At 52.6% G+C, this 25,385-nt stretch carries 26 protein-coding genes and 1 pseudogene; 16 read left to right on the forward strand and 11 right to left on the reverse strand.

Features of this window, described 5'->3' with window-relative positions:
- Positions 1–11: 11 nt before the first annotated feature.
- Together KW829_RS07490 and KW829_RS07495 are read right to left on the reverse strand one after the other, a co-directional pair.
- Entirely contained in the window at positions 12–1,301 is a 1,290-nt protein-coding gene (locus KW829_RS07490) for an arsenic transporter (RefSeq protein ID WP_214597861.1), read from the reverse strand.
- A gap of 40 nt (positions 1,302–1,341) precedes the next feature.
- Positions 1,342–1,662: a metalloregulator ArsR/SmtB family transcription factor gene (locus KW829_RS07495; RefSeq protein ID WP_089598994.1), complete on the reverse strand. Its 321-nt coding sequence runs from the start codon at positions 1,660–1,662 to the stop codon at positions 1,342–1,344.
- Positions 1,663–2,127: 465 nt separating this feature from the next.
- Between KW829_RS07495 and KW829_RS07500 the strand changes: the two genes are divergently transcribed.
- Positions 2,128–3,045: a retron St85 family effector protein gene (locus KW829_RS07500; protein ID WP_218307937.1), complete on the forward strand. Its 918-nt coding sequence runs from the start codon at positions 2,128–2,130 to the stop codon at positions 3,043–3,045.
- 1 nt (position 3,046) lies between these two features.
- Positions 3,047–3,976 carry a retron St85 family RNA-directed DNA polymerase gene (locus KW829_RS07505; protein ID WP_218307938.1) on the forward strand — a complete coding sequence of 310 codons (930 nt, stop codon included), beginning with the start codon at positions 3,047–3,049 and terminating at the stop codon, positions 3,974–3,976.
- Positions 3,977–4,061: 85 nt separating this feature from the next.
- On the opposite strand, the gene KW829_RS22925 is transcribed toward KW829_RS07505, so the two are convergent.
- Complete coding sequence (locus KW829_RS22925; RefSeq protein ID WP_256350513.1) at positions 4,062–4,658, reverse strand: GIY-YIG nuclease family protein; 597 nt, start codon at positions 4,656–4,658, stop codon at positions 4,062–4,064.
- 334 nt (positions 4,659–4,992) lie between these two features.
- Positions 4,993–6,678 carry an aspartate:alanine antiporter gene (locus KW829_RS07515; protein ID WP_089598996.1) on the reverse strand — a complete coding sequence of 562 codons (1,686 nt, stop codon included), beginning with the start codon at positions 6,676–6,678 and terminating at the stop codon, positions 4,993–4,995.
- A 273-nt stretch (positions 6,679–6,951) separates the two neighbouring features.
- Between KW829_RS07515 and KW829_RS07520 the strand changes: the two genes are divergently transcribed.
- The gene (locus KW829_RS07520) at positions 6,952–7,326 is read left to right on the forward strand and encodes an inner membrane protein YbjM (protein WP_042716356.1); all 375 of its coding nucleotides are present in this window, start codon (positions 6,952–6,954) and stop codon (positions 7,324–7,326) included.
- A 30-nt stretch (positions 7,327–7,356) separates the two neighbouring features.
- Here KW829_RS07520 and KW829_RS07525 read toward each other — a convergent pair whose 3' ends face one another.
- A complete protein-coding gene (locus KW829_RS07525) occupies positions 7,357–7,626 on the reverse strand; it encodes a GrxA family glutaredoxin (protein WP_010429050.1) in 270 nt (89 codons plus the stop codon).
- 184 nt (positions 7,627–7,810) lie between these two features.
- Between KW829_RS07525 and nfsA the strand changes: the two genes are divergently transcribed.
- Positions 7,811–8,533 (forward strand): nitroreductase NfsA, encoded by a 723-nt coding sequence (gene nfsA, locus KW829_RS07530; protein ID WP_126543537.1) that lies wholly within the window; start codon positions 7,811–7,813, stop codon positions 8,531–8,533.
- Between the two features lie 211 nt (positions 8,534–8,744).
- Positions 8,745–9,524 carry a hypothetical protein gene (locus tag KW829_RS07535; RefSeq protein ID WP_069303864.1) on the forward strand — a complete coding sequence of 260 codons (780 nt, stop codon included), beginning with the start codon at positions 8,745–8,747 and terminating at the stop codon, positions 9,522–9,524.
- Positions 9,525–9,558: 34 nt separating this feature from the next.
- Here KW829_RS07535 and KW829_RS07540 read toward each other — a convergent pair whose 3' ends face one another.
- Positions 9,559–10,176, reverse strand: coding sequence for a DUF2971 domain-containing protein (locus KW829_RS07540; protein WP_218307939.1), 618 nt, complete (start codon positions 10,174–10,176; stop codon positions 9,559–9,561).
- A gap of 762 nt (positions 10,177–10,938) precedes the next feature.
- Here KW829_RS07540 and KW829_RS07545 point away from each other — a divergent pair.
- From KW829_RS07545 to KW829_RS07595, 11 genes and pseudogenes are all read left to right on the forward strand, one after another.
- Positions 10,939–11,199: pseudogene (locus tag KW829_RS07545) on the forward strand (oxygen-insensitive NADPH nitroreductase); the annotation flags it as partial.
- 64 nt (positions 11,200–11,263) lie between these two features.
- Positions 11,264–12,166 carry a 30S ribosomal protein S6--L-glutamate ligase gene (rimK, locus tag KW829_RS07550; RefSeq protein ID WP_010429057.1) on the forward strand — a complete coding sequence of 301 codons (903 nt, stop codon included), beginning with the start codon at positions 11,264–11,266 and terminating at the stop codon, positions 12,164–12,166.
- Between the two features lie 63 nt (positions 12,167–12,229).
- A complete protein-coding gene (locus KW829_RS07555; RefSeq protein ID WP_010429060.1) occupies positions 12,230–12,706 on the forward strand; it encodes a YbjN domain-containing protein in 477 nt (158 codons plus the stop codon).
- A 352-nt stretch (positions 12,707–13,058) separates the two neighbouring features.
- On the forward strand, positions 13,059–14,171 hold the full coding sequence (gene potF, locus KW829_RS07560; RefSeq protein ID WP_010429062.1) for a spermidine/putrescine ABC transporter substrate-binding protein PotF: 1,113 nt from the start codon (positions 13,059–13,061) through the stop codon (positions 14,169–14,171).
- 102 nt (positions 14,172–14,273) lie between these two features.
- Positions 14,274–15,407 carry a putrescine ABC transporter ATP-binding subunit PotG gene (gene potG, locus KW829_RS07565; protein WP_042716353.1) on the forward strand — a complete coding sequence of 378 codons (1,134 nt, stop codon included), beginning with the start codon at positions 14,274–14,276 and terminating at the stop codon, positions 15,405–15,407.
- Between the two features lie 9 nt (positions 15,408–15,416).
- On the forward strand, positions 15,417–16,370 hold the full coding sequence (potH, locus tag KW829_RS07570; protein WP_042716351.1) for a putrescine ABC transporter permease PotH: 954 nt from the start codon (positions 15,417–15,419) through the stop codon (positions 16,368–16,370).
- Positions 16,367–17,212 carry a putrescine ABC transporter permease PotI gene (potI, locus tag KW829_RS07575; protein ID WP_218307940.1) on the forward strand — a complete coding sequence of 282 codons (846 nt, stop codon included), beginning with the start codon at positions 16,367–16,369 and terminating at the stop codon, positions 17,210–17,212. Before potH ends, potI begins: the two co-directional genes overlap by 4 nt.
- 65 nt (positions 17,213–17,277) lie before the next feature.
- A complete protein-coding gene (locus KW829_RS07580) occupies positions 17,278–17,751 on the forward strand; it encodes a YbjO family protein (RefSeq protein WP_042716348.1) in 474 nt (157 codons plus the stop codon).
- Between the two features lie 165 nt (positions 17,752–17,916).
- Positions 17,917–19,056, forward strand: a complete 1,140-nt coding sequence (rlmC, locus tag KW829_RS07585; RefSeq protein ID WP_218307941.1) for a 23S rRNA (uracil(747)-C(5))-methyltransferase RlmC — start codon at positions 17,917–17,919, stop codon at positions 19,054–19,056.
- A 105-nt stretch (positions 19,057–19,161) separates the two neighbouring features.
- Positions 19,162–19,869, forward strand: a complete 708-nt coding sequence (locus KW829_RS07590) for a response regulator transcription factor (protein ID WP_089599001.1) — start codon at positions 19,162–19,164, stop codon at positions 19,867–19,869.
- Positions 19,853–21,322 carry a HAMP domain-containing sensor histidine kinase gene (locus tag KW829_RS07595; RefSeq protein ID WP_218307942.1) on the forward strand — a complete coding sequence of 490 codons (1,470 nt, stop codon included), beginning with the start codon at positions 19,853–19,855 and terminating at the stop codon, positions 21,320–21,322. The genes KW829_RS07590 and KW829_RS07595 overlap by 17 nt, the downstream gene beginning before the upstream one ends.
- A gap of 86 nt (positions 21,323–21,408) precedes the next feature.
- Here KW829_RS07595 and artJ read toward each other — a convergent pair whose 3' ends face one another.
- The 5 genes from artJ to artP all read right to left on the reverse strand — a co-directional run bounded on the left by artJ (position 21,409) and on the right by artP (position 25,190).
- Positions 21,409–22,140, reverse strand: a complete 732-nt coding sequence (gene artJ / locus KW829_RS07600; protein WP_028019301.1) for an arginine ABC transporter substrate-binding protein ArtJ — start codon at positions 22,138–22,140, stop codon at positions 21,409–21,411.
- 179 nt (positions 22,141–22,319) lie between these two features.
- Positions 22,320–22,988: an arginine ABC transporter permease ArtM gene (gene artM, locus KW829_RS07605; protein WP_010429086.1), complete on the reverse strand. Its 669-nt coding sequence runs from the start codon at positions 22,986–22,988 to the stop codon at positions 22,320–22,322.
- The gene (gene artQ / locus KW829_RS07610) at positions 22,988–23,704 is read right to left on the reverse strand and encodes an arginine ABC transporter permease ArtQ (protein ID WP_089599005.1); all 717 of its coding nucleotides are present in this window, start codon (positions 23,702–23,704) and stop codon (positions 22,988–22,990) included. Before artQ ends, artM begins: the two co-directional genes overlap by 1 nt.
- Before the next feature lie 6 nt (positions 23,705–23,710).
- On the reverse strand, positions 23,711–24,442 hold the full coding sequence (gene artI / locus KW829_RS07615; protein WP_010429090.1) for an arginine ABC transporter substrate-binding protein ArtI: 732 nt from the start codon (positions 24,440–24,442) through the stop codon (positions 23,711–23,713).
- A gap of 19 nt (positions 24,443–24,461) precedes the next feature.
- A complete protein-coding gene (artP, locus tag KW829_RS07620; protein WP_218307943.1) occupies positions 24,462–25,190 on the reverse strand; it encodes an arginine ABC transporter ATP-binding protein ArtP in 729 nt (242 codons plus the stop codon).
- Positions 25,191–25,385 lie beyond the last annotated feature (195 nt).

Raw genomic sequence — 25,385 nt, forward strand, 5'->3', positions numbered from 1 at the left:
TCAGTGGCTCATTACAGTGTGAAGGAGAGACGTAGCGCCAGCGCGGCGAGCGTCACAAACAGGACCGGCAGCGTCATAACGATGCCCGTCCGGAAATAGTAGCCCCAGGTCATCGTCATGTTTTTCTGCGCCAGCACGTGAAGCCAGAGCAGGGTGGCGAGGCTACCGATAGGGGTGATTTTCGGCCCCAAATCGCAGCCAATCACGTTGGCATAAATCATCGCGTCCTTGAGCAGTCCCGTTGCCGTACTGCCTTCAATGGAGAGCGCGCCAATCAGCACCGTGGGCATATTGTTCATTATGGATGACAGGAACGCGGTGATGAACCCGGTTCCCAGCGTGGTGGCCCACAGCCCGTGTCCGGCCAGGCTATTCAGGACGCCTGTGAGAGAATCCGTCAGCCCGGCATTGCGCAGGCCATACACCACCAGATACATCCCCAGCGAAAAGATAACGATCTGCCACGGTGCGCCGCGCAGCACTTTCCCTGTGTTTATCGCATGTCCGCGCTTTGCGACAGCGAATAAAATCAGCGCGCCGACGGTCGCAATGGCGCTGACCGGAATGCCGAGAGGCTCAAGTACGAAGAAACCGACGAGAAGCAGCAGCAGGACGATCCAGCCCGTTCTGAACGTCGGGAGATCGTGAATGGCGCGTGCGGGCTCGCGGAGTTTTGACAGGTCATATTCCGGGGGAATTTCCTTGCGGAAGAAAAGATGCAGCATCACCAGCGTTGCGGCAATCGCGGCGATATCCACCGGGATCATCACCGAAGCGTACTCGCTGAACCCCAGCTTAAAGAAGTCTGCCGACACGATGTTGACCAGGTTGGACACAATCAGCGGCAGGCTGGCGGTATCGGCGATAAAACCTGCTGCCATCACAAACGCCAGCGTGGCCTGCTTGCTGAACCCCAGCGCCAGCAGCATGGCGATAACGATAGGGGTCAGTATCAGCGCTGCACCGTCATTGGCAAACAGCGCCGCCACGGCTGCGCCCAGCAGCACGATATACGTAAACAGCAATCGCCCGCGACCGTTTCCCCAGCGGGCAACATGGAGCGCCGCCCACTCGAAAAAGCCGGACTCATCCAGCAGCAGGCTGATGATGATGACGGCGATAAACGTTGCCGTAGCGTTCCAGACGATATTCCACACGACTGGTATATCGTTAATGTGAATCACGCCGCTGACCAGCGCCAGCACGGCGCCGATGGTGGCGCTCCAGCCGATACTGAGCCCTTTGGGCTGCCAAATGACCAGTACCAGCGTAAACAGAAAAATAGCCCCTGCCAGAAACATCGTTTACTCCATTATATCTGCTTTGGTGAATGTGTTGCGATCAGCATGCGCCCGGTAGTCGGTTTTTCAGCTTCATGCGCGTCTCTTCCCGCAGGCAGTTCCAGCTGTTGTCGATAACGGTTGCCGCCCACGCAGGCATGTTAGGAGAGAGACGGTAATGGACCCATTTCCCCTCGCGACGGTCGATCACCAGCCCGGACTCGCGCAACAAGGCCATGTGACGGGAGACTTTCGGCTGCGACTCGGTGGTCGCGGCGCAGAGATCGCAGACGCACAATTCACCTGCCTCACGGAGCAGCATGACGATGGCGAGCCGCGTTTCGTCGGAGAGGGTTTTGAAGAGCTGGAGCGGGTGGAGCATGGACGAACCCTATGGGTAGTTAATACATATTCGATAAATCATATATATTAAATGTAAGGGAGGGAAGAGAGGGATCATGGATCAGAGAATTTCAGGCAAAAAAACTATTTATAAAAAAGGGTTAGTTGAAGCAATAAATATAATCAACGACAGCTAAGCAGATTTGGTCCGCCAGAACTGGTGCGCTTACTGGCCGGCATGAACCTGTATGAAAACCACACCATGAAGTGCTCAGGCTTGGCGGAGATACTAGCGCACTTGAAGGTATTCACTTGAGTTATCTAAATGTTGGTGCTAGCCTGATCATGCCCTTAGTAGGAAAGCGCATATTGCATGTTGCTTTCTAGCGGTTGGTGTTTAGCCAACTCGAATGGATTGCTTGGTATCTCGACACAAGTTAGCCTTGTGTCATTTATAGACACCAGGCTAACTTGTGTCTCGGGAACTCTTGTATGGGCAATTAACATGTGGTTCAAACACCCAAGATATTTACGCGCAAAAGAAAATTTTATTTCAAGTTTTTTTCCCAGCAACTTGAACTCTTTTAATTATATTTTACCCAAAGTATTATTTATTTGTGGTGGAGATGAGGCTTTTTGCTCAAACAGAGGGGTGCTTGAAAAATATATCACTAAACATCATAAAGAGTTTGTCACTTTTCGCGCAGAATTGGCGTGGGAAGTTATTAGTAATCTTGGAACTCATCGTAATGTGAATGCATTATCGTTAGAAGAGTGGCTTGCCGATTTTTCCGATGTGGTAATTATTCTCGTAGAAAGTTACGGTACTGTAGCTGAATTGGGTGCATTTTCCTTAAGTCCGGTATTACGTAAAAAACTTCTTCCAATCTTGGATAAAAAATTTGAAAGTCATAAGTCATTCATTAATACAGGCCCAGTAACATGGGTTAATAGTGAGTCTAAATTTGGTCCTACAATCTACACTGAATTCGAGACGATTTTAACTTGCATGCCTAAAATCAATGAAAGGCTTAACAGGAAAACTCAATCAAGTATAGCGGAGTCGAATTTGATTGGTGATTATAAATACTCTCCAAAAATATTTCTATTTTTTGTATTAGTAGTTGTATCATCTTTGGGACCGATAACGATACCTGAAATAATCAATATCACTGGGCGAATGATAAATTATAAGAACAATAAAAACATTTCTTTTGTCGTGTCTATTGGGGTTGCTCTGGGGATTTTTAAGGAAAGTAAATTTGAAGGTGTAACTCATTATTCCTGTGTCGATTATGTTAAGTTGTTCAATCATGAAACGATGAAAGGTTTGGTTGAAAGTATTCAGCGCAGTAGAGCTAGATCATTATCCGATTTAATAATGATATCGAAATTCAAGACAGAGCTAGAAAGGATTATGTGATATGTTAATTGAATATCTAGCTAAAGTATTGCTATTAGAAGCTGATTTTATTTTTAAAGTTGCAAATGAAGCTAACTCCCATTATGGGAAATTTTCTGTTCCTAAAAAAAACGGCGGGACAAGAATAGTCTATCAACCCTCTAAAGAATTAAAAGTGTTACAGAGACTGCTTCATGATAATATATTGTCGAAATTGCCGGTTCATCCAAATGCTGTAGCTTATCAAAAAGGTTCGTCAGTTTATAAACATGCAAGTATTCACAAAGCTAAGCGTTTCATGCTCAAGTTGGACTTTGAAGCATTTTTTGATTCTATTACGAAAAATGATGTTAAAGAATACATAAATGACAATAAACAATATTTCGGTGACAAATGGTTAGAATCTGATACAGATTTGCTAGTAAAATTAGTATGCTTCAACGGAAGGTTGACTATGGGGGCGGTCAGTTCTCCTGTAATGAGTAATGCTATATGCTTTAAATTGGATCACTTATTGAATGAGTTTTGTCTTTCAAAAGGTGTGACATATTCGCGTTACGCGGATGATATGTATTTTTCAACTAATGAAGAAAATGTATTAAAGTTGATACCTCCCTTTTTACGATTGAACCTAAAAACTCTTAGATATCCATCAAAATTATGGATTAATAGAAAGAAAACTTTGCACATGTCAAAAAAAAATAAAATGATGGTCACTGGTGTAACTTTGACTACCGATGGAGGGGTTTCATTAGGAAGGGATAAAAAAAGAATGGTTAAAGCTCTTATTTTCAAATGGAAGGATCTTCCAGAGGAAAAACGCCTTTTTCTTAAAGGATATTTATCGTATTGTAAAAGTGTTGAACCGTTATTTATTAATAGACTGTGTGCAAAATATTCATCAGAGTTGATAGATGAAATACAGCGGTATCAACCTGTAGTATCAAAATGATAAACGTGTGCATGAAAATCTTTATGCGTCAAAACATTGTAAGCAAATTTGCTTACAGAACTAGAATCAATGGCGTAGAATTTTACTACGCCATAAGTCGCCTGTTCAGATCCCTTTCGTCAGCAATCTCCATCAATCTTGCCTCCGCAGCAGCCTGACTACGCATTCCTGAAAGCGTCATTTTAAAGGCATGAGCATTTCCCTGAATGTTTAGTGGTAAGGAAAGCGATGCAATCAGCATATCCTCAAGTTCCCAGGGCGCTTCGACAGGATGCCAGTGAACTTTTGCATTCTGTTCCATCCAGGCGTCAAGCCACTGCTCGCCAGGGTGAGTAAATGTCATTCTGGATCCAGAACCCACGCGGCGCAGGGGAAAGCCACTTAAACCACTCAATAACACACCCAGCGTGCGCCTAAGCGTCGAACCAGCTGCATTGCCGCTGTAATGCGTTTTTATTCGTTTCCTTAAATTTGAACGGCTATTAGGCTTCCCTCTCTGATCGGGCGAAATACCAACGTATAGCAGCGTATAGCCGTCTGAGGTGATGCAGCCCTCGGTCGGCACACCTGGAGGGATCTCCTTAAACCACCAGAAGTAGACGCCATTTACTGGCGGAACTGGCGATGGCTTGCTCATTACTTCCGTTCTGCTGTAGGTTTTCTCGGGATAAAAATCGAACATGCGGCTTTCCTTGCTGACGTTTTTTCTGATTTTATTCTTTTGCTGTCAGGGAGCGATAGTTTTCTGAAGCCAGGAAGGAAAAAAGTAAGGGGATAGGTTTTTTGTCTGGTGCTGAAGCCCAACATCAGAAAGCGTGGCTGTAAGCGATTGATTCTGTGAGCGAGGGGATTTCAGACAACAAAAAACCCATCAACCTTGAACCAAAACGGCGGGGTTGATGGGCTCCACAAATTGGGGACATCAAAGAAAAGCAGTGGCACTAGTTATGACTGCCCTCTGATAAAAAAGTTCTGCGCGTAACGAAAATAATTCTAACCACGCGCAAACTTGAGACTTATCCGAGTCCTGGCCAGATGATGATGATCAGCGTACCCGCCAGCGTGAGCAGCACGTTAGCGATAGCATAGGTGCCCGCATACCCCAGTGCCGGGATGTTGCTGCGCGCAGTATCGCTGATGATTTCCATGGCAGGCGCACAGGTACGTGCGCCCATCATTGCCCCGAAGAGCAGGGCGCGGTTCATGCGCAGCACGTAGGCGCCGAACAGGAAACAGATAACGACCGGTACCAGGCTGACGATAAGTCCGGAAACCAACATCTGCCAGCCGACGGCCCCCAGGCTGTGGCCGATGCCGCTCCCGGCGCTCAAGCCGACGCCTGCCATAAAGACCATCAGACCGAACTCTTTCACCATGTTCAGCGCGCCCTGTGGAATGTAGCCGAAGGTTGGGTGGTTGGCTCGCAGGAAGCCCAGCATGATCCCGGCAAACAGCAGCCCGGCGGCGTTACCGATGCCGAAGCTAAAGTTGCTGAACTGGAAGGTGATCATCCCGATCATCAGGCCGACAATGAAGAACGCGCAGAAGGCCAGCAGGTCGGTGACCTGGCTGTGGATGGAGATAAAGCCGATGCGGTCAGCAACGGTTTTCACGCGTCGTGCGTCGCCGCTCACCTGCAAAACGTCACCTTTGTTGAGCACGACGTTGTCGTCGATGGGCATCTCAATCTGGCTGCGGATCACGCGGTTGAGGAAGCAGCCGTGGTCGGTTAGCTTCAGCTGCGCCAGACGGCGGCCAACGGCGTTATGGTTTTTCACCACGATCTCTTCGGTGACGATACGCATGTCGAGCAGGTCGCGGTCGAACACCTCTTTACCGTTGCGGAAGCTCGGATCGAGACGGGCATGAGCGTCCGGGTAACCTACCAGCGCGATGTCGTCGCCCATCTGCAGCACCGCGTCGCCGTCCGGGTTTGCCAGAATGCCGTTGCGTCGAATACGTTCGATGTAACAGCCCGTCTGGCGGTAAATCCCCAGCTCGCGCAGGTTTTTGCCGTCGGTCCAGGCCACCAGCTCCGGCCCGACGCGATAGGCGCGGATCACAGGCAGATAGACTTTACGCTTGGTGTCCGTGTCCAGACCGCGCTCGCGAGCAATTGTCTGTGCGCTGGTCTGCAGATCCTGGTGCTGCAATTTTGGCAGGTAGCGCGCACCCACGATCAGGCTCACCAGACCAATAAGGTAAGTCAATGCATAGCCCAGACTCAGGTGGTCGAGCGCGGTAGAGAGCTGTGCGCCCTGCATGCCGGAATGACGCAGGGTATCACCCGCACCCACCAGCACCGGGGTGGATGTCATGGAGCCAGCCAGCATACCGGCCGTTAACCCGATATCCCAGCCAAACAGTTTGCCCAGTCCTAACGCAATCAGCAGCGCGCTGCCGACCATCACCAGCGCCAGCATCAGGTAATTTTTGCCGTCGCGGAAGAAAATTGAAAAAAAGTTCGGCCCCGCTTCCACGCCAACACAAAAAATAAACAGCATGAAGCCTAAATTGAGCGCATCCGTGTTAATACTGAAATGCTGCTGACCTAATAATAAAGAGACGACTAAAACGCCAATGGAATTACCCAGTTGAACTGAACCCAGGCGCAATTTACCCAGGCAAAGGCCCAACGCCAGTACCACAAATAATAACAGGATGTAATTCCCATTTAACAAGTCTGCGACGTTTATATTCACGGAGGCTAACTTCTTGTTTACCAGTAAGTTGTTGAATGAAAGGACTATTTGGGCTACTGTTTTCAGGGCCAGGGAAAGACTTCACGACTCCCTGCTTCCTAATAAATTCCCTAAAACATGCGCTGGCGGTTAGTTTAATCGTATTAGCTACCGACAGCCACCTATTATCGCATCAGCCTGTGCGTGCTTTGGCAAGGATTGCCGTACTGCTTTATCTGACTGGGCGTCCACTGGACGAAGTTGTATTTGATAGAGATAAGTCAGGAGGATAGTTTGAACATTAAACGAAACTGGGCGGGCGTGGTCAGCTGCTTTTTGCTGTTTACGGTCGTTTGCATGTCGCTCGCTTTTAATGTGAAGGGGGCATTCAGGGCGTCCGGTCATCCGGAACTGGGTTTGCTCTTTTTCATCCTGCCGGGCGCCGCAGCCAGTTTTCTCTCGCGTAAAGGAGAGGTAATCAAGCCTCTACTCGGGGCCATGCTGGCAGCACCGCTGTGCCTGCTGATGATGCGTCTGATGTATGTCCCGACAAGAAGTTTGTGGCAGGAGCTGGCGTGGTTACTGAGCGGGGTGTTCTGGTGTGCGCTGGGGGCGCTTTGCTATCTGTTTGTGCGCAGCTTGCTGCACCGGCGCAAACATCCGCAATAAAAACGCCCTCGCGGTGAGGGCGTCTTCGCATTACTGAGCGGCAAACAGGCCCAGGTTTTCTTTGGCGTAGGCTTCAAAGTCAGTGCAGCCGCCGATGTGTTTCTGATCGAGGAAGATCTGCGGTACGGTTTCAACCGGCTTGCCGACGGTTTTTTCCAGATCGGCTTTGGTGATGCCTTCCGCGTGGATGTCTACATAACGGAAGTTGAAGTCATCGCGCTCTTCGGTCAGTTTCTCAGCCAGCTCTTTTGCGCGAACACAGTAAGGGCACCCTGGACGACCAAAAATTACTGCAAACATTTCTCTCTCCTCAAAAAACAAGCCTGACGGCGAATGACATGTATAGTGCCCCATAACCCGCCGTCATTAAAGAAGGTTTCGCCTGTCGTTATAATACCTATGAGCTATGTTTCGCCAATTACACCGCGCACATCATTGCCTATACTGGCTGCCATAGGGTTTTAGCAAGATAAAGAGAGAGAAGATGACGCCAACCATAGACCTGCTTCAGTCCCACCGTTCCATTCGCCACTTCACCGATGAGCCGATTACCGAGGCGCAGCGTGCCGCGATTATTGACAGCGCCAGGGCGACCTCCAGCTCCAGCTTTCTGCAGTGCAGTTCGATTATCCGCATCACCGACCCGGCCATGCGCGAGCAGCTGGTCACGCTGACCGGCGGGCAGAAGCATGTGGCGCAGGCGGCAGAGTTCTGGGTGTTCTGCGCCGACTTTAACCGCCATCTGCAAATCTGCCCTGAAGCCGAACTGGGGCTGGCCGAACAGCTGCTGCTGGGCGTGGTGGATACTGCGTTGATGGCGCAAAACGCCTTTACGGCGGCGGAATCGCTGGGGTTAGGCGGCGTCTACATCGGCGGCCTGCGCAATAACATCGAAAGCGTGACTGAGCTGCTGAAGCTGCCAAAACATGTGCTGCCGCTGTTCGGCCTGTGCCTCGGTTGGCCTGCGGATAACCCGGATCTGAAACCGCGTATTCCTGCCGCCATGCTGGTGCATGAAAACCACTACCAGCCGGTCAATCAGGACGTCCTGAATCAATATGATGAAGAGCTGGCGAACTACTACATGACGCGCGGCAGCAATAACCGTCGCGATACCTGGACTGACCATATTCGTCGCACCATCATTAAAGAAAACCGTCCGTTTATTCTCGATTACCTTCATAAACAGGGATGGGCTACACGCTAAACCTTCTAATGCGGTGATGTTATCGCCGCCAATGAGCAAAATGTTCAAAATCGGGTATTACAGGGAAAACTAAAGTTTCAAGCTTCAGTTGATGGCTGTAGTTGACACTCAATACGTTTTCGCATATTTACTCTGCAATGGTTTGCGGAGCGAAGGCATACTTACTTTGCAAAAATGATAATAATTTGTTTTCATATAGTTAGGGGGAGAAGTGAGTATTGCTGATAGCAGTCAATTCATAAAATCAGTTAAGTCGCATCCAGAAAATTTTTTTATAATCCATTACTCATGCCAAAACCTTAACGATGATAACGAGGCATTGTCTCCGCGTATCACATCGATAGCTATAAACCATTACAGCACTGGTCAATCAGTAAGCTTTTCCACGCACTCTGTTTCCGAAGAACTACTGATTCCGCGAAATGATGTACTGCAAAGGTTTGATGAAGTCGAACTTGAGTTGTTGACTAAGTTCTACAAATTTATTCGAGATCGACGTGACAAATTCTGGGTACATTGGAATATGAGAAACCTTACCTTCGGATTTGAGCATTTAGAGCATCGTTATCGTGTATTGGGCGGCAAGGACGCTTGTGTCATCGATGTTGAGCGTAGGTTGAATTTGAATGACCTAATTTCTGACCGCTATGGTGCTGACTATGCTACGCATCCAAAAATGACGTCGCTAATGGATCTAAATGGTGGAAGGCATAGAGACCTTCTTAATGGGAAGGAAGAAGTTGAAGCTTTTGAGCGGAAAGAATTCATGCGTATGCACTCCTCTACGCTTTCAAAAGTTGGTTTCTTTAGTTCGACCATGAGGAAGCTTGTCAATGGCAAACTCAAAACCGCCTCAAAAGGATTTGGTGTAAGACTAGATAAACTTTTCGAAGGCAGGGGAGCAAAAGGTGTTGCTCTTTTCGCAACCTCGCTGACGATTGTTGTAGCAGTTTGGCAGTTATATCTCTGGGTAAGCCCTATTTGGGCTTAAATCATACCAATACCCCCATATAAAGTGGGGGGAGCTAATTAATAAAGAGCTTAAATGTTTCTCGTTCCATGCCAATCTGTTTAACATCGATGAAAATCTTGTGTTGTGCCATTGTATCTTTAACCAACGCACGGATCTTTTTCTTATCTTCATCAGAGGTTTTCAAACCCAAAATCACACGCTTTAACTGATGGCGGGGGAACGGGTAGATCCCTGAAACGTCGTTTTTTACACACCTCATTTCCTGTTCGTAACTCCACTGCGTAGACTTCGTGAAAATAGCTTTAAGACTCATATTCTGAGTTGAGCCTGATTTGTCATATGCAGGGGGGCGAGCATCGGAATAGATCACATCATGCGGAACTAAGAATTCTGTATCTCTGTAGAAAGGATGTGTGTACATCTTTATCGCCACAGCTTTAGCATCTTCATGCTTAAGTTCAAATTCAATCACACATCCTTTGTGGTTGTTCGCGTAATGCGCCCACATCGGTAAAATGGTTGCTGATTTACTAAAGCATGTTGCAGCAGAATGTTTAGAGGTCTCTTTCCTGAAATTGAGTGTGTTCGTAACAGTAAACATCTGTTCACGTTGCTTAAGAGTGAAACGCGGATCGTTGAATCCGTTCTCTTTTCTGATGCGTTCAACCATCTTTTCGTATCCTTCTCTGGGGAAATAAGGATACGTATCAAAAGGATCGTTGAACTTGTCAGGAGTAGTAAACTTCAAAGTTGAATCTTTGATGATACACAGTGCCGCGTCGATACTCATGTACTTAAAAAACTTGGTCTTATGCTTAGGGTTTTTGTTCATATGTTGTTCAACGTTTGACGGTTAGCATTTAATCGATGAGAGAAACATTATCACGTGTAAGGCAAAAATCGGGCAAGTGAATACAGACGGGTTTTTTTTTGATAAAAAGATACTTCCGAATGGATGGAAAATCGGTAAATTTCGAGCGTGCATTACGTTTACGCGTATATAAAACTTTGAATCTAGTTTTATTCATAGCCTGAACCTATCACCAGAATTAAAAACCATTTGTACTAATGTAACATTCAGTTTACATCTGCTTCGGTCGTTCAGTATTTCTACAAATATTTTTCTGATAAATACACGTACAAAGTTACGAACAAAGAGAGAAAAAATTACGTGGAATACTCAACTAAAAGCTAGGTTGTGAAGCGTTGCGGGTTCGATATCAAATCAGTAACTAACTGAACGAACGGGGCGCGGACGCTTGCTGGTGTCCGGACAAACGAAAATTTCGTGAACAAGAAATTACTGAATGGGTTATGAAGAACATCATTACCCATTAACCAGTTCTTTTTTGCGGATGATTGCGTTCGTAGTCATTGGTGAATCCCTTTAAGTTTCTGACTCTGCGTTGTTACGTCGTTTTGATGGGATTCATTATGCCTCGGCTGGCCTGCGGATAACCCGGATCTGAAACCGCGTATTCCTGCCGCCATGCTGGTGCATGAAAACCACTACCAGCCGGTCAATCAGGACGTCCTGAATCAATATGATGAAGAGCTGGCGAACTACTACATGACGCGCGGCAGCAATAACCGTCGCGATACCTGGACTGACCATATTCGTCGCACCATCATTAAAGAAAACCGTCCGTTTATTCTCGATTACCTTCATAAACAGGGATGGGCGACGCGGTAGTCCATTCCTTCTGCGCCTCGTGTATGATAGGCAGGCTTTATCCATGTCTTCAGAGAGGTGCAGGGTGAAAATTGCCATATTGTCCCGGGATGGAACGCTCTATTCATGTAAACGCCTGCGCGAGGCGGCGGCAAAACGCGGGCATCAGGTTGAGATCCTCGATCCGATGTCCTGCTATATGAACATCGACCCTGCTGCGTCGTCGATTCACTACAAAGGCCGCAAGCTGCCGCATTTCGATGCGGTGATCCCCCGCATCGGCTCCCAGATCACCTATTACGGCACCGCCGCGCTGCGCCAGTTCGAGATGCTGGGCAGCTATCCGCTCAATGAATCTGTCGCCATTTCCCGCGCCCGCGATAAACTGCGTTCGCTGCAGCTGCTCGCCCGTCAGGGAATCGATCTTCCCGTCACCGGGATTGCCCATTCACCGGACGACACCAGCGATCTGATCGACATGGTGGGCGGTGCGCCGCTGGTCATCAAACTGGTGGAAGGCACGCAGGGTATTGGCGTGGTGCTGGCAGAAACGCGGCAGGCAGCGGAAAGTGTGATTGACGCCTTTCGCGGTCTGAATGCGCATATTCTGGTGCAGGAGTATATCGAAGAGGCCAAAGGTCGCGATATTCGCTGCTTCGTGGTCGGAAACGAGGTGGTTGCCGCCATCGAACGTCAGGCGAAAGAGGGCGATTTCCGTTCAAATCTCCATCGCGGGGGCGTGGCGCGGGTTGCAGAGATCAGCGAGCGTGAAAGAGAGATTGCCGTAAAGGCGGCGCAAACGCTGGGGCTGGACGTGGCCGGAGTCGATCTTCTGCGGGCGACACGCGGGCCGCTGGTAATGGAGGTCAATGCCTCGCCGGGGCTGGAAGGCGTGGAAAAAACCACAGGTGTCGATATTGCGGGTAAAATGATCGCCTGGATCGAGCGTCATGCCACGCCGGGTTACTGTCTGAAAACGGGCGGTTAAATGGTATTGAGCACGCTTTTTGCGTAATCTATGCAAAGTTTTTATATAAGAGGCTGCACAGCGATGGATTTACAGGTCGTTCCAACACTGGATACGTTACGTCAATGGCTTGATGATGCCGGTATCACCTTCTTTGAATGTGATTCCTGCCAGGCGCTGCATCTGCCTCATATGCAGAATTTCGACGGCATTTTCGATGCTAAAGTCGATCTGATTAACGACGTGATCCTTTTCTCCGCGCTGGCCGAAGTGAAGCCGTCCGCGCTGCTGGCGCTGGCTTCCGATCTCTCGGCCATCAACGCCAGTTCCTTGACGGTGAAAGCATTTCTCGACATACAGGATGATAATCTGCCAAAACTGGTCGTTTGCCAGTCTTTATTCTCCGGTGCTGGCTTATCCTTTAAGCAGTTCGCCTGGTTTATGCGCTTGAGTGAAGAGCAAATTTCGATGGTCATGATGGAAGCCAATGCACATCATCTGCTGTATAGCGCGGAAGATGACGCAGAGAATAATGATGCATCTCCCAATTTTCTCCACTAAGCCTGTCTGACTTTTGCGCAGTCGCTGCCAGAGCGGCTGCATAACGCCATTTTTTCTGCTGCTTTTAACCTTTCCTTAAAGAATTTTTCACCTCCCTGAAGGCCCTTTCGGCTTATCACGTAGACATAACCTGCATAAAAAATTGATAAAAGGCGTTTTTTCGTCTGGGCTATAGCCGGAGACACGGGCTACAGTTATTCTTGCGATGCTTACAAAAAAGCGAGCGGAACCTGCCAGGAAAGGGGTTTATTTTTATTTCGGGCAGAACGACAAACTATGCATGATTTTTGCATATATCCAGATTGCACAGTTTTGGTTCGTTTGTTAACGAGCTTTCAGAAGGAATAACACTATGATCGCCTTGAATAAAAAATGGTTATCGGGTCTGGTTGCGGGTGCTCTGATGGCCGTCTCTGCCGGCACGCTCGCTGCGGAACAAAAAACGCTGCACGTTTATAACTGGTCTGACTATATCGCGCCGGATACGGTCGCTAATTTTGAAAAAGAGACCGGCATTAAAGTGGTCTATGACGTTTTCGATTCCAACGAAGTGCTGGAAGGAAAGCTGATGGCGGGCAGCACCGGTTTTGACCTGGTGGTGCCCTCTGCGAGCTTCCTTGAGCGTCAGCTGACCGCAGGCGTTTTCCAGCCGCTGGATAAGAGCAAATTATCGAACTGGAAAAACCTCGACCCGGAAGTGCTGAAGCTGGTGGCGAAGCACGACCCGGACAATAAATACGCGATGCCTTATCTGTGGGCGACCACCGGTATCGGCTACAACGTCGATAAAGTGAAAGCGGCGCTCGGCCCGGACGTCAAGCTGGACAGCTGGGATGTGGTGCTGAAGCCGGAAAACCTTGAGAAGCTGAAAAGCTGCGGCGTCTCCTTCCTCGATGCGCCGGAAGAGATTTTCGCGACCGTGCTGAATTACCTGGGTAAAGACCCGAACAGCAACAAAGCCAATGACTACACCGGCCCGGCGACCGATTTGCTGCTGAAGCTGCGTCCAAATATTCGCTACTTCCACTCTTCCCAGTACATCAACGACCTGGCAAACGGCGACATCTGCGTCGCAATCGGCTGGGCAGGTGACGTGTGGCAGGCGGCTAACCGCGCGAAAGAGGCGAAAAACGGCGTGAACGTCTCTTACTTCATTCCAAAAGAGGGGGCGCTGGCGTTCTTCGACGTCTTCGCGATGCCTGCTGATGCGAAGAACAAAGACGAAGCCTATCAGTTCCTCAACTATCTGATGCGTCCGGACGTGATTGCTCACATCAGCGACCACGTTTACTACGCGAACGGTAACAAGGCCTCGGTGCCGCTGGTAAGCGAAGAGATCCGCAATAACCCGGCGATTTATCCACCGGCAGACGTGTTTGCCAAGCTGTTCACCCTGAAAGTTCAGGATCCCAAAATTGACCGCGTGCGTACCCGCGCGTGGACTAAGGTGAAGAGCGGTAAATAAGTTACCGTGAGTCGTAGGCCGGGCAAGCGTTAGCGACCCCGGCAACAGGCGCACCGTTCTGGTGCGCCTGCACCAGTTTTGATCTCTACCGGAGAACACCCCGTGAATGACGCGATCCCCCGCCCGCAGGCGAAAGTCCGTAAAGCGCTGACCCCGCTGCTTGAAATTCGTAACCTCACCAAATCTTTCGACGGCCAGCATGCCGTGGACGACGTCAGCCTGACGATCTACAAAGGCGAAATCTTCGCGCTGCTGGGCGCATCCGGCTGTGGAAAATCGACCCTGCTGCGTATGCTGGCGGGTTTTGAACAGCCTACCGCCGGGCAAATCGTGCTGGACGGCGTAGACCTGTCCAGCGTGCCGCCGTATCAGCGTCCGATTAATATGATGTTTCAGTCCTACGCGCTGTTTCCGCACATGACGGTGGAGCAAAACATCGCCTTTGGCCTGAAGCAGGACAAACTGCCGAAGGCTGAAATTACCGCGCGCGTGGCCGAGATGCTGAGCCTGGTGCACATGCAGGAGTTCGCGAAGCGTAAACCGCACCAGCTCTCCGGCGGCCAGCGTCAGCGCGTGGCGCTGGCCCGCAGTCTGGCAAAACGTCCGAAATTATTGCTGCTCGACGAACCGATGGGTGCGCTGGATAAAAAGCTGCGCGACCGCATGCAGCTCGAAGTGGTGGACATTCTCGAGCGCGTGGGCGTGACCTGCGTGATGGTTACCCACGACCAGGAAGAGGCGATGACCATGGCCGGACGTATCGCGATCATGAACCGCGGTAAGTTCGTGCAGATCGGCGAGCCGGAAGAGATTTACGAGCATCCGACTACGCGCTACAGCGCGGAGTTTATCGGCTCGGTGAACGTCTTCGAAGGGCTGTTGAAAGATCGTCAGGAAGACGGGCTGGTCATCGAATCGCCGGGGCTGCAGCATCCGCTTAAGGTCGACTCTGATAACTCGGTGTTAGATAACGTGCCGGTCTACGTTGCCCTGCGTCCGGAGAAGATCATGCTCTGCGAGGATCCGCCTGCCGATGGCTATAACTTTGCCGTCGGGGAAGTGGTGCACATTGCCTATCTGGGCGACCTGTCTATTTACCATGTGCGACTGAAAAGCGGACAAATGCTCAGCGCCCAGTTGCAGAACGAACATCGCTATCGCAAGGGACAGCCGACCTGGGGCGACGAAGTGCGCCTGTGCTGGGACGCGGACAGCTGCGTCGTACTGACGGTATAAGGAGCGATCATGAGTACACTTGAACCTCCAGCCCGCGTCAAAAAACCGGGCGGCTTTGCCCACTGGCTGGCGCGAATGCAGATGAACCACGGCCGCAAGCTGGTGATCGCCATGCCGTATATCTGGCTGATCCTGCTGTTCCTGCTGCCGTTCCTGATTGTTTTCAAGATCAGCCTAGCGGAAATGGCGCGGGCGATCCCGCCGTATACCAACCTGCTGGACTGGGCCGACGGGCAGCTGACGCTGACCTTAAACCTGGGCAATTTCCTGCAGCTCACCGACGACCCGCTCTATTTCGAAGCCTATTTGCAGTCGCTGCAGGTGGCGGCGATCTCGACGATCTGCTGCCTTCTCATGGGCTATCCGCTGGCCTGGGCGGTCGCGCACAGCAAGCCATCGACGCGTAACATCCTGCTGCTGCTGGTAATTTTGCCGTCGTGGACCTCGTTCCTGATCCGCGTTTACGCGTGGATGGGGATCCTGAAAAACAACGGCATACTGAATAACTTTTTGATGTGGCTCGGGGTGATCGACCAGCCGTTGACCATCCTGCATACCAACCTTGCGGTCTATATCGGGATTGTTTACGCCTATCTACCGTTTATGGTGCTGCCGATTTACACGGCCCTGACGCGCATTGATTACTCGCTGGTGGAAGCATCGCTCGATCTCGGCGCGCGCCCGTTGAAAACGTTCTTCAGCGTCATTGTCCCGCTGACCAAAGGCGGCATTATCGCCGGGTCAATGCTGGTCTTTATCCCGGCGGTAGGGGAGTTTGTGATCCCTGAACTGCTCGGCGGCCCGGACAGCATCATGATTGGCCGCGTGCTGTGGCAGGAGTTCTTCAATAACCGCGACTGGCCGGTGGCCTCGGCGGTGGCAATCGTGATGCTGTTGCTGCTGATCGTGCCGATCATGTGGTTCCACAAGCATCAGCAGAAACAGATGGGAGACCACGGATGAACAACTTACCGGTAGTGCGCTCCCCGTGGCGAATTGCGATCCTGGTGATTGGCTTTACCTTCCTGTATGCGCCGATGCTGATGCTGGTGATCTACTCCTTCAACAGCTCTAAGCTGGTAACGGTCTGGGCGGGCTGGTCGACGCGCTGGTACAGCGAGCTGTTCCACGACGATGCGATGATGAGCGCGGTGGGGCTGAGCCTGACCATTGCCGCCCTGGCGGCCACGATGGCCTGTGTTCTGGGCACCATCGCCGCGCTGGTGATGGTGCGCTTCGGGCGTTTTCGCGGTTCGAACGGCTTTGCCTTTATGATCACCGCGCCGCTGGTGATGCCGGATGTGATCACCGGCCTGTCGCTGCTGCTGCTGTTCGTTGCCCTGGCGCACGCCATCGGCTGGCCGGCGGATCGCGGCATGCTCACCATCTGGCTGGCCCACGTCACCTTCTGTACCGCCTACGTGGCGGTGGTGATCTCGTCACGTATGCGCGAGCTGGATCGCTCTATTGAGGAGGCTGCGATGGATCTCGGCGCCACGCCGCTGAAGGTCTTCTTCATCATCACGCTGCCGATGATTATGCCTGCGGTGATCTCCGGCTGGCTGCTGGCGTTTACGCTCTCGCTCGACGATCTGGTTATCGCCAGTTTCGTTTCCGGGCCGGGCGCGACGACGCTGCCAATGCTGGTCTTCTCCAGCGTGCGTATGGGGGTGAATCCGGAGATCAACGCCCTGGCGTCAATTATCCTCGGCGTAGTCGGAATTGTCGGATTTATCGCCTGGTATTTGATGGCGCGCGCGGAAAAGCAGCGGGTGCGTGATATCCAGCGTGCAAGACGCGGCTGAAGCATTTAAAATTTCCAGTGAAGTGCCGCGCATGACGCGGCACTGTTTTTCAGGGAAGTAAAACATTGGGATTCTTTCAAAAAACACGTCATACGCATGCTCGTCCGAACGTTCCTGCGCTGGTGCAGGTGGCGGCGCTCGCCATTATTATGATCCGCTGTCTGGACGTGCTGATGATTCTGAACACCTTAGGCGCCCGCGGCATCGGTGAATTCATTCACCGCAGCGTACAGACGTGGAATCTGACGCTGGTTTTTTTGAGCAGCCTGGTGCTGGTGTTTATTGAAATCTACTGTGCATTCTCGCTGGTCAAAGGGCGCAACTGGGCGCGCTGGGTCTATCTGCTGACGCAAATCATTGCTGCGGGTTATTTGTGGGCGGCTTCGCTGGGCTACGGATATCCTGAACTGTTTAGCATTCCCGGCGGTTCCCGGCGGGAAATTTTCCAGTCGCTGGTGATGCAAAAGCTTCCGGACATGCTGGTGCTCTGCCTGCTTTATATCCCGGCTTCCAGTCGGAGATTCTTCCGCCTGCAATAATGTGTATACACGTCATCCTTCAAGCCGTCTCTGCGTTGGCCGCGTCTGTTCACCCCAGTCACTTACTTGAGTAAGCTCCTGGGGATTCTCAGACTTGCCGCCTTGATACAACTTGAATGATTTTGTGTATATAATCGCAGCCCTCGTGATTCTTAAGGTTTTCATATGCAGTGCGCACTCTTTGACGCCGGACGCTGCCGCTCCTGTCAGTGGATAGAACAGCCGGTCTCTCAACAACTCACCGCCAAAATGGCCGACCTGCAACAGCTGCTGGCAGCACACGCGGTGGGCGAGTGGTGCGCACCCGTCAGCGGCCCGGAGCAGGGCTTTCGCAACAAAGCCAAAATGGTGGTCAGCGGCAGCGTTGAAAAACCGCTGCTGGGAATGCTACACCGCGATGGCACGCCGGAAGACTTAACCGACTGTCCGCTGTATCCCGCCTCGTTTGAGCCCGTCTTTGCCGCACTGAAACCTTTTATCGCGCGTGCGGGTTTAACGCCTTACAACGTCGCCCGCAAGCGCGGCGAGCTGAAATACCTTCTGCTGACCGAAAGCCAGAAAGACGGCGGCATGATGGTGCGCTTCGTGCTGCGCTCCGAATCCAAGCTGGATCAACTGCGCGCGGCGATACCGTGGCTGCAGGAACAGCTTTCGCAGCTTAAGGTCATTACCGCAAATATTCAGCCGGTGCATATGGCGATCATGGAGGGGGAGAAAGAGATTTTCTTCACCGAACAGCACGCGCTGGCCGAGAATTTCAACGGTGTGCCACTGTGGATCCGCCCGCAAAGCTTCTTCCAGACTAACCCGGCCGTGGCAAGCAGTCTTTACGCCACCGCCCGCGACTGGGTGCGTGCGTTAAACATCCAGCATATGTGGGATCTGTTCTGCGGCGTGGGCGGCTTTGGCCTGCACTGCGCGACGCCAGAGATGCAGCTCACCGGAATTGAAATTTCCGCCGAAGCGATTGCCTGCGCGAAACAGTCCGCCGCCGAGCTGGGGTTAACGAATCTGCGCTTCCAGGCGCTGGACTCCACGCAGTTCGCCACCGGCCAGGGCAACGTGCCGGAACTGGTGCTGGTGAACCCGCCGCGTCGTGGCATCGGAAAAGCGCTGTGCGACTACCTGAGCCAGATGGCACCGGAATACATCGTCTACTCCAGCTGTAACGCGCAAACCATGGCGAAAGACATCGCTAACCTGCCGGGCTACCGCATTGAACGCGTGCAGCTTTTCGATATGTTCCCGCATACCGCGCATTATGAAGTGCTGACGTTGTTAATCCGTAGGCCGGGTAAGGCGTAGCCGCCACCCGGCATGAACCCCGCACAATGTTCAACAAAATGTGAACTCTTCATCCCTGCGAAATCAGGTAAGCTTACGTCATAAGAAATGATTGAAGGCTTACCCATGAAGCAGATTCTGCTGGTGGAAGACGACCACGATATCGCGGCGCTTCTGCGACTCAATTTAGAAGATGAAGGCTACGCCATCACCCACGAGCCCGACGGGGGCAACGCCCTGCAGCGTCTTGAAAAACAGCCGTGGGATGCGGTGATCCTCGACCTGATGCTGCCCAACGTTGACGGGCTCGAGATTTGCCGCCGCATCCGTCAGATGACGCGCTACCTGCCGGTGATCATCATCAGCGCCCGTAGCAGCGAAACCGACCGCATCACCGGGCTGGAAACCGGCGCCGATGATTATCTGGCTAAGCCGTTTTCGGTGCAGGAGCTGATTGCGCGCATCAAAGCACTGTTCCGCCGCCAGCAGGCGATGGGGCAGGCGCAAACCGACGGGCAAATTCAGGCACACGGGCTGACTATCGATCCGCTGGCGCGCAGCGTGCTGCTTCACGGCCAGGTGGTGGATCTCACGCCGCGTGAATTCGAGCTGCTGTACTTCTTTGCCCGTCATCCAGGCGAGGTGTTTTCCCGGTTAGCGCTGCTGGAGCAGGTCTGGGGCTATCAGCACGAAGGCTATGAGCACACCGTTAACACCCATATCAACCGCCTGCGCATCAAGATTGAGAAGGACGCCGCCGAGCCGGAGATTATTCGCACCGTCTGGGGCAAGGGCTATAAATTTGCGGAGCCAAATCATGATGCGCCGCTTTAGCCTGAGCCAGCGCCTGACGCTGCTGTTCATCCTGCTGATGATGCTCTGCGCCACCGTCGCCTGCGCAGTACAGCTCTACAGCAGCACGCAGTACGGTAATGCGATGGTGCAGCGGCTGTCGGGTGGGCTGGCGCAGCAGATCGTCCAGCGCGAACCGATTCTGGACGCGCAGGGGAGGGTCGACCGAACGTCACTCAAGCCGCTGTTTGACCGGCTGATGACCTTTAATCCGAGCGTTGAGCTGTACGTCGTCTCCCCGGATGGCGATATCCTGGCCGATGCCGCACCGCCGGGCCATATTCAGCGGCAAAAAATCGACCTGGCGCCGGTTCAGACCTTCCTGAGCGGTACCGCTATTCCGGTATTGGGCGACGATCCGCGAAGCCAGAATAAAAAAGTCTTTAGCGCCACGCCGCTGCGGCAGGACGGCGAGCTAAAAGGCTATCTGTACATTATTTTGCAGGGCGAGGAGTCGAACGCGCTGGCGGAGATGGCCTGGCATAAGGCGCTGTGGAGCACGGTGCTGTGGTCACTGCTGTGGGTCGCGCTGTTTGGCCTGCTGGCGGGCCTGCTGGTCTGGTACTGGGTCACGCGCCCGGTAAAACAGCTGACGGTCGACGTCGCCGGGCTGGATCGGGACAGCATGAGCGCAATCAGGCAGCTGGCGGTAGAAATGCCTGACGCGACGGCAAAGGATGAAGTGGCGCTCCTGCGCAACAGCTTTATCGAACTGGCACGCAAAATCACCCAACAGTGGGACCAGCTGGCCGACAGCGATCGCCAGCGCCGGGAGTTTATCGCCAACATTTCGCACGACCTTCGCACGCCGCTCACCTCGCTGCTGGGCTACCTGGAAACCCTGTCGCTAAAATCCGCGACCCTGACGCCGCAGGAGCACCAGCAGTATCTCGCTACCGCGCTGCGTCAGGGTCAAAAAGTCCGTCATCTGTCGCAGCAGCTGTTTGAGCTGGCGCGCCTTGAGCATGGCGGCATAAAGCCGCAGCGCGAGCGGTTCGCGATGGCGGAGCTGATTTCCGACGTGGCGCAGAAGTTTGAGCTCACCGCCCGCACGCGCGAGGTGAATCTGCATATTGACGTGCCGGGACCGCTGCCACAGGTGTTTGCCGATGTGTCGATGATCGAGCGCGTGGTGACCAACCTGCTCGATAACGCAATGCGCCATACGCCGACCGGCGGGGAAATTCGCCTGGCGGTCTGGCAGGAGAATCAACAGCTTCAGGTTGAAGTGGCAGACAGCGGAACGGGCGTCGATGCCGCGCTGCGAGACGATCTGTTCCAGCGGCCGTCGGCATTGACGACCCAGGCGTCGCGTGAGAATCGCGGCGGGTTAGGGCTGCTTATTGTGAAGCGAATGCTGGAGCTGCACGGGGGCGGGATCAGGTTGATGGAGTCGGTGAGCGGGGCGCGGTTCAGGTTCTTCGTGCCGTTGTGAGAGAGTGCCGGGTGGCGCTGCGCTTACCCGGCCTACAACTCCCCCCGTAGGCCGGGTAAGGCGCAGCCGTCACCCGGCAAAAACCATTACTGCGGGAACCACTGGTCGCTGATTTTCTGATACGTACCGTCCGCTTTAATCGCTTTCAGCGCACCGTTCAGTTTTTCCAGCAGGGCCTTGTTATCAGGACGTACCGCGATACCCAGGCCTGTACCAAAGTACTGCGGATCGGTCACTTTCTCGGTTGCCGTGCCCAGCTGCGGATTGGTTTTCAGCCATTCGTTCACCACGGCGGTGTCACCGAATACGCCGTCGATACGGCCATTTTTCAGGTCGATAATCGCGTTCTGGTAGCTGTCATAGGCCACGGTTTTCACTTCAGGATGTTTGTCCTGCAGGTATTTCTGGTGCGTGGTGCCGTTTTCCATTCCGATGCGTTTGCCTTTCAGTTCGTCGAAGGACTTGTAAGCCCCTTTCTTCGCAATCACCACTGCCGAGTTGGCGTAGTATGGGTCGGTGAACGCAACCTGCTTGCTGCGCTCAGGCGTGATGTCCATCCCGGAGATCACCGCATCGTATTTTTTGAATTTCAGCGACGGGATCAGGCTGTCGAAGGCATGGTTGGTAAAGGTGCAGTCGGCCTGCATCTGTTTGCACAGCGCTTTCGCCAGGTCGATGTCGAAACCGACGATCTGGTTGCTGGCATCCAGCGATTCAAACGGCGGATAGGTGGCGGAAACGCCAAAATTGATTTTATCCGCAGCGGATGCGCCAGCGGCGAAGGTTGCCAGTAATGCGGCCAGAACTAACTTTTTCATTGTAATGCTCCCGTCTGTCTATCTTGTCATTATGCGCCGTGTCTGCGGCATGGATGTACAATGCCAGTTAATGAATTTATATGCAATAAATATGATTAAGTATTGTATATCACACAAAAAAAAGCGGATAACCCATCAGGTTACCCGCCTTTGATATACAGATTTATGCATTTGGCAGGTTAATTTCTGCGCTCAAACGCCAGCGCTTTACGCTCGATCAGGCGCATCATCAGCGTCAACAGACCGTTGACCACCAGATACACCAGCCCCGCCGCCCCAAACACCATGACGTCGTAGGTGCGTCCGTACAGCAGCTGTCCGTGGCCCATCACTTCCATCAGCGTGATGGTGTAGGCCAGAGACGTACTCTTGAACACCAGCACCACTTCGTTGGAGTAGGAAGAGAGCGCGCGCTTGAAGGCGTACGGCAGCAGGATCGCCAGCGTGTCTTTCTTGCTCATGCCCAGCGCCCCGCACGACTGCCATTGTCCTTCCGGGATAGCGCGGATCGCCCCATAGAACAGCTGGGTGGTATAGGCCGCACTGTTCAATGAGAGCGCAATCAGGGCACACAGCCACGGCTCAGAGAGCAGATGCCAGATAACCGGATACTCCTGCAGCGACGGGAACTGGCCCGGGCCATAGTAAATCAGGAAGATCTGCACCAGCAGCGGCGTGCCGGTAAACAGGGTGATGTAGGCACGCACGATCCACACCAGCACCGGCGTTTTCAGCGTCAGGATGATGGTGAAGATCAGCGCCAGGATCAGCGCCACGACGATGGACGCCACGGTCAGCGTCAGGCTGGTGTGCAGCCCCTTCATCAGCTCGGGTAAGTAGTCAAGCATCAGCCCGGTCTCCGTTCAAAACGCGTTGCACGCAGGTCGATGCGTTTGAGGATGTACTGACTCAGCAACGTGATCACCAGGTAGATCGCCGCCGCCACGATGTACCAGGTAAACGGCTCCTGGGTACGGGTGGCGATACTTTTGGTCTGCAGCATTAAATCGTTCACGCTGATGAGGCTCACCAGCGCGGTATCTTTCAGCAACACCAGCCACTGGTTACCCAGTCCTGGCAGGGCATGACGCCACATCTGCGGCATCACCAGGCGGAAAAAGATCGCCGCTTTCGACATGCCGAGCGCCTGGCCGGATTCCCACTGTCCTTGCGGAACCGCCTTCAGCGCCCCGCGCAGCGTTTGTGACGCGTAGGCAGAGTAAAGCAGGGAGAGGGCAATCACGCCGCACAGGAACGGGCTGACGTCGAAGTTTTCAATCTGCATCTGCACTGGGATCTGCGCAAAGCCGAGATTGATCGTGAAGCCGTCCGACAGCGTCAGCAGCAGCTGTGAGGAACCGAAATAGATAAACAGGACCACCAGAATTTCCGGCAGCCCACGCAGCACGGTCACCAGTGCGGAACCTGTCCAGGCGACGGGGAACCATTTTGCTGATTCCCACACCGCAAAGAACATCGCCAGCACAAGGCCGATAATCAGTGCGCAAACGGCAAGGCCGACGGTCATCCCGGCGGCGCTTGCTAATGGAAGAATTTCATTCATCAGGAATTACTTCTGGAACCATTTTTGGTAGATGGTTTCGTAGGTGCCGTCTTTCTTCACTTTTTCCAGCGCAGCGTTGAATTTCTGCTGCAGCTCAGTGTTGCCCTGACGCACGGCGATGCCCAGACCGGTACCGAAATAGGCTTTATCGGTCACTTTGTCGCCCACTGGCGCCAGCTTGTCGTTGGCTTTCAGCCATTCAGTCACCACCGCGGTATCACCAAACACGCCGTCGATACGGCCGTTCTGCAGATCCAGCTTCGCGTTCTGGTAGCTGTCATACGGAACGGTGGTGATTTCCGGATGTTTATCCATGATGAATTTCTGATGCGTGGTGCCGTTCTGCACACCCACTTTCTTGCCTTTCAGCTGGTCGATGGACGTGAACTTGCCTTTCTGCCCGATGAACAGGGCGGAGTTATCGTAGTAAGGGGTAGAGAACAGCACCTGCTTTTCACGCTCAGGGGTGATGTCCATACCGGCCATTACGGCGTCGATGCGGCGGAACTTCAGGCTCGGGATCAGGCTGTCGAACGCCTGGTTGCTGAAGGTACAGGTCGCGTCGATCTCTTTACACAGGGCGTTAGCCAGGTCCACATCGAAGCCCACAATTTTGTTGTTCGCATCGATAGACTCAAACGGAGGATAAGACGCTTCGGTGGCGAAACGAATGGTCTGGGCTGCGGTAGCGGAAAGGGTAACGCCAGCAAGCAGCACGGCAAGTAATACTTTTTTCATTATATTTCCCCTGACACAATCAATGAGATAAATAGTTTTTGAAGGCTTCGGTTTGCGGGTTAGCGAAGCAACCCGCATCACCTTGCTCAACGATATACCCGTTTTCCATATACACCACGCGGCTGGCGGTTTTACGCGCCACTTCCACCTCGTGGGTCACGATGACCTGGGTAATATTGGTTTCCGCCAGCTCGCGAATAATGCTCACGATCTGGGCGGTGATTTCAGGGTCCAGCGCCGCGGTAGGTTCATCAAACAGCAGAACCGCAGGCTCCATCATCAGCGCGCGGGCAATCGCCACACGCTGCTGCTGACCGCCGGAGAGGTGCAGAGGATAGCGATCGCTGTACGGCTTAAGACGCAGACGTTCCAGCAGCTTTTCGGCACGTGCCATCGCCTGGTCCTTGCTTAAACCGAGCACGCGGCACGGGGCTTCAATCAGGTTTTGCTGAACGGTCAGGTGCGGCCAGAGATTGTATTGCTGAAAGACCATGCCCACGTTTTGACGCAGTTCACGAATCGCTTTATCAGACGGCGTTTTCGCAAAATCAAAATGGTTGCCGGCAATCGCCAGCGTACCCGAGCGGGGCATTTCAAGCAGATTGAGGACACGCAGAAGGGAACTTTTGCCGGCGCCGCTTGGGCCGAGCAAAACCAGCGTTTCGCCCTCCGGGCAGTTCAGCGTGATGTCGAACAGCGCCTGGTGTGCGCCGTAGAAGCAGTTAATGCCGTTTAGTTTAATACTCATCGGGGCAGTCTTTACTCATCCAGGCAATCTATAGCAATTGAGGCCGCAGATAGTACCGTTGACAGAATAGTTATGCAATATTTCTGCGTTAAAAGTTAAATATAACCCGTATTTCCTCTTAAACATAGCACAAAATAGCGAAGGGCAAGGGGGGCGAGTATAAATGTCGGCATTCCGCGAGAAATGCCGGACATT

Source organism: Enterobacter sp. ENT02 (genome assembly GCF_019219165.1).
In the GTDB taxonomy this organism is placed as follows: domain Bacteria; phylum Pseudomonadota; class Gammaproteobacteria; order Enterobacterales; family Enterobacteriaceae; genus Enterobacter; species Enterobacter mori.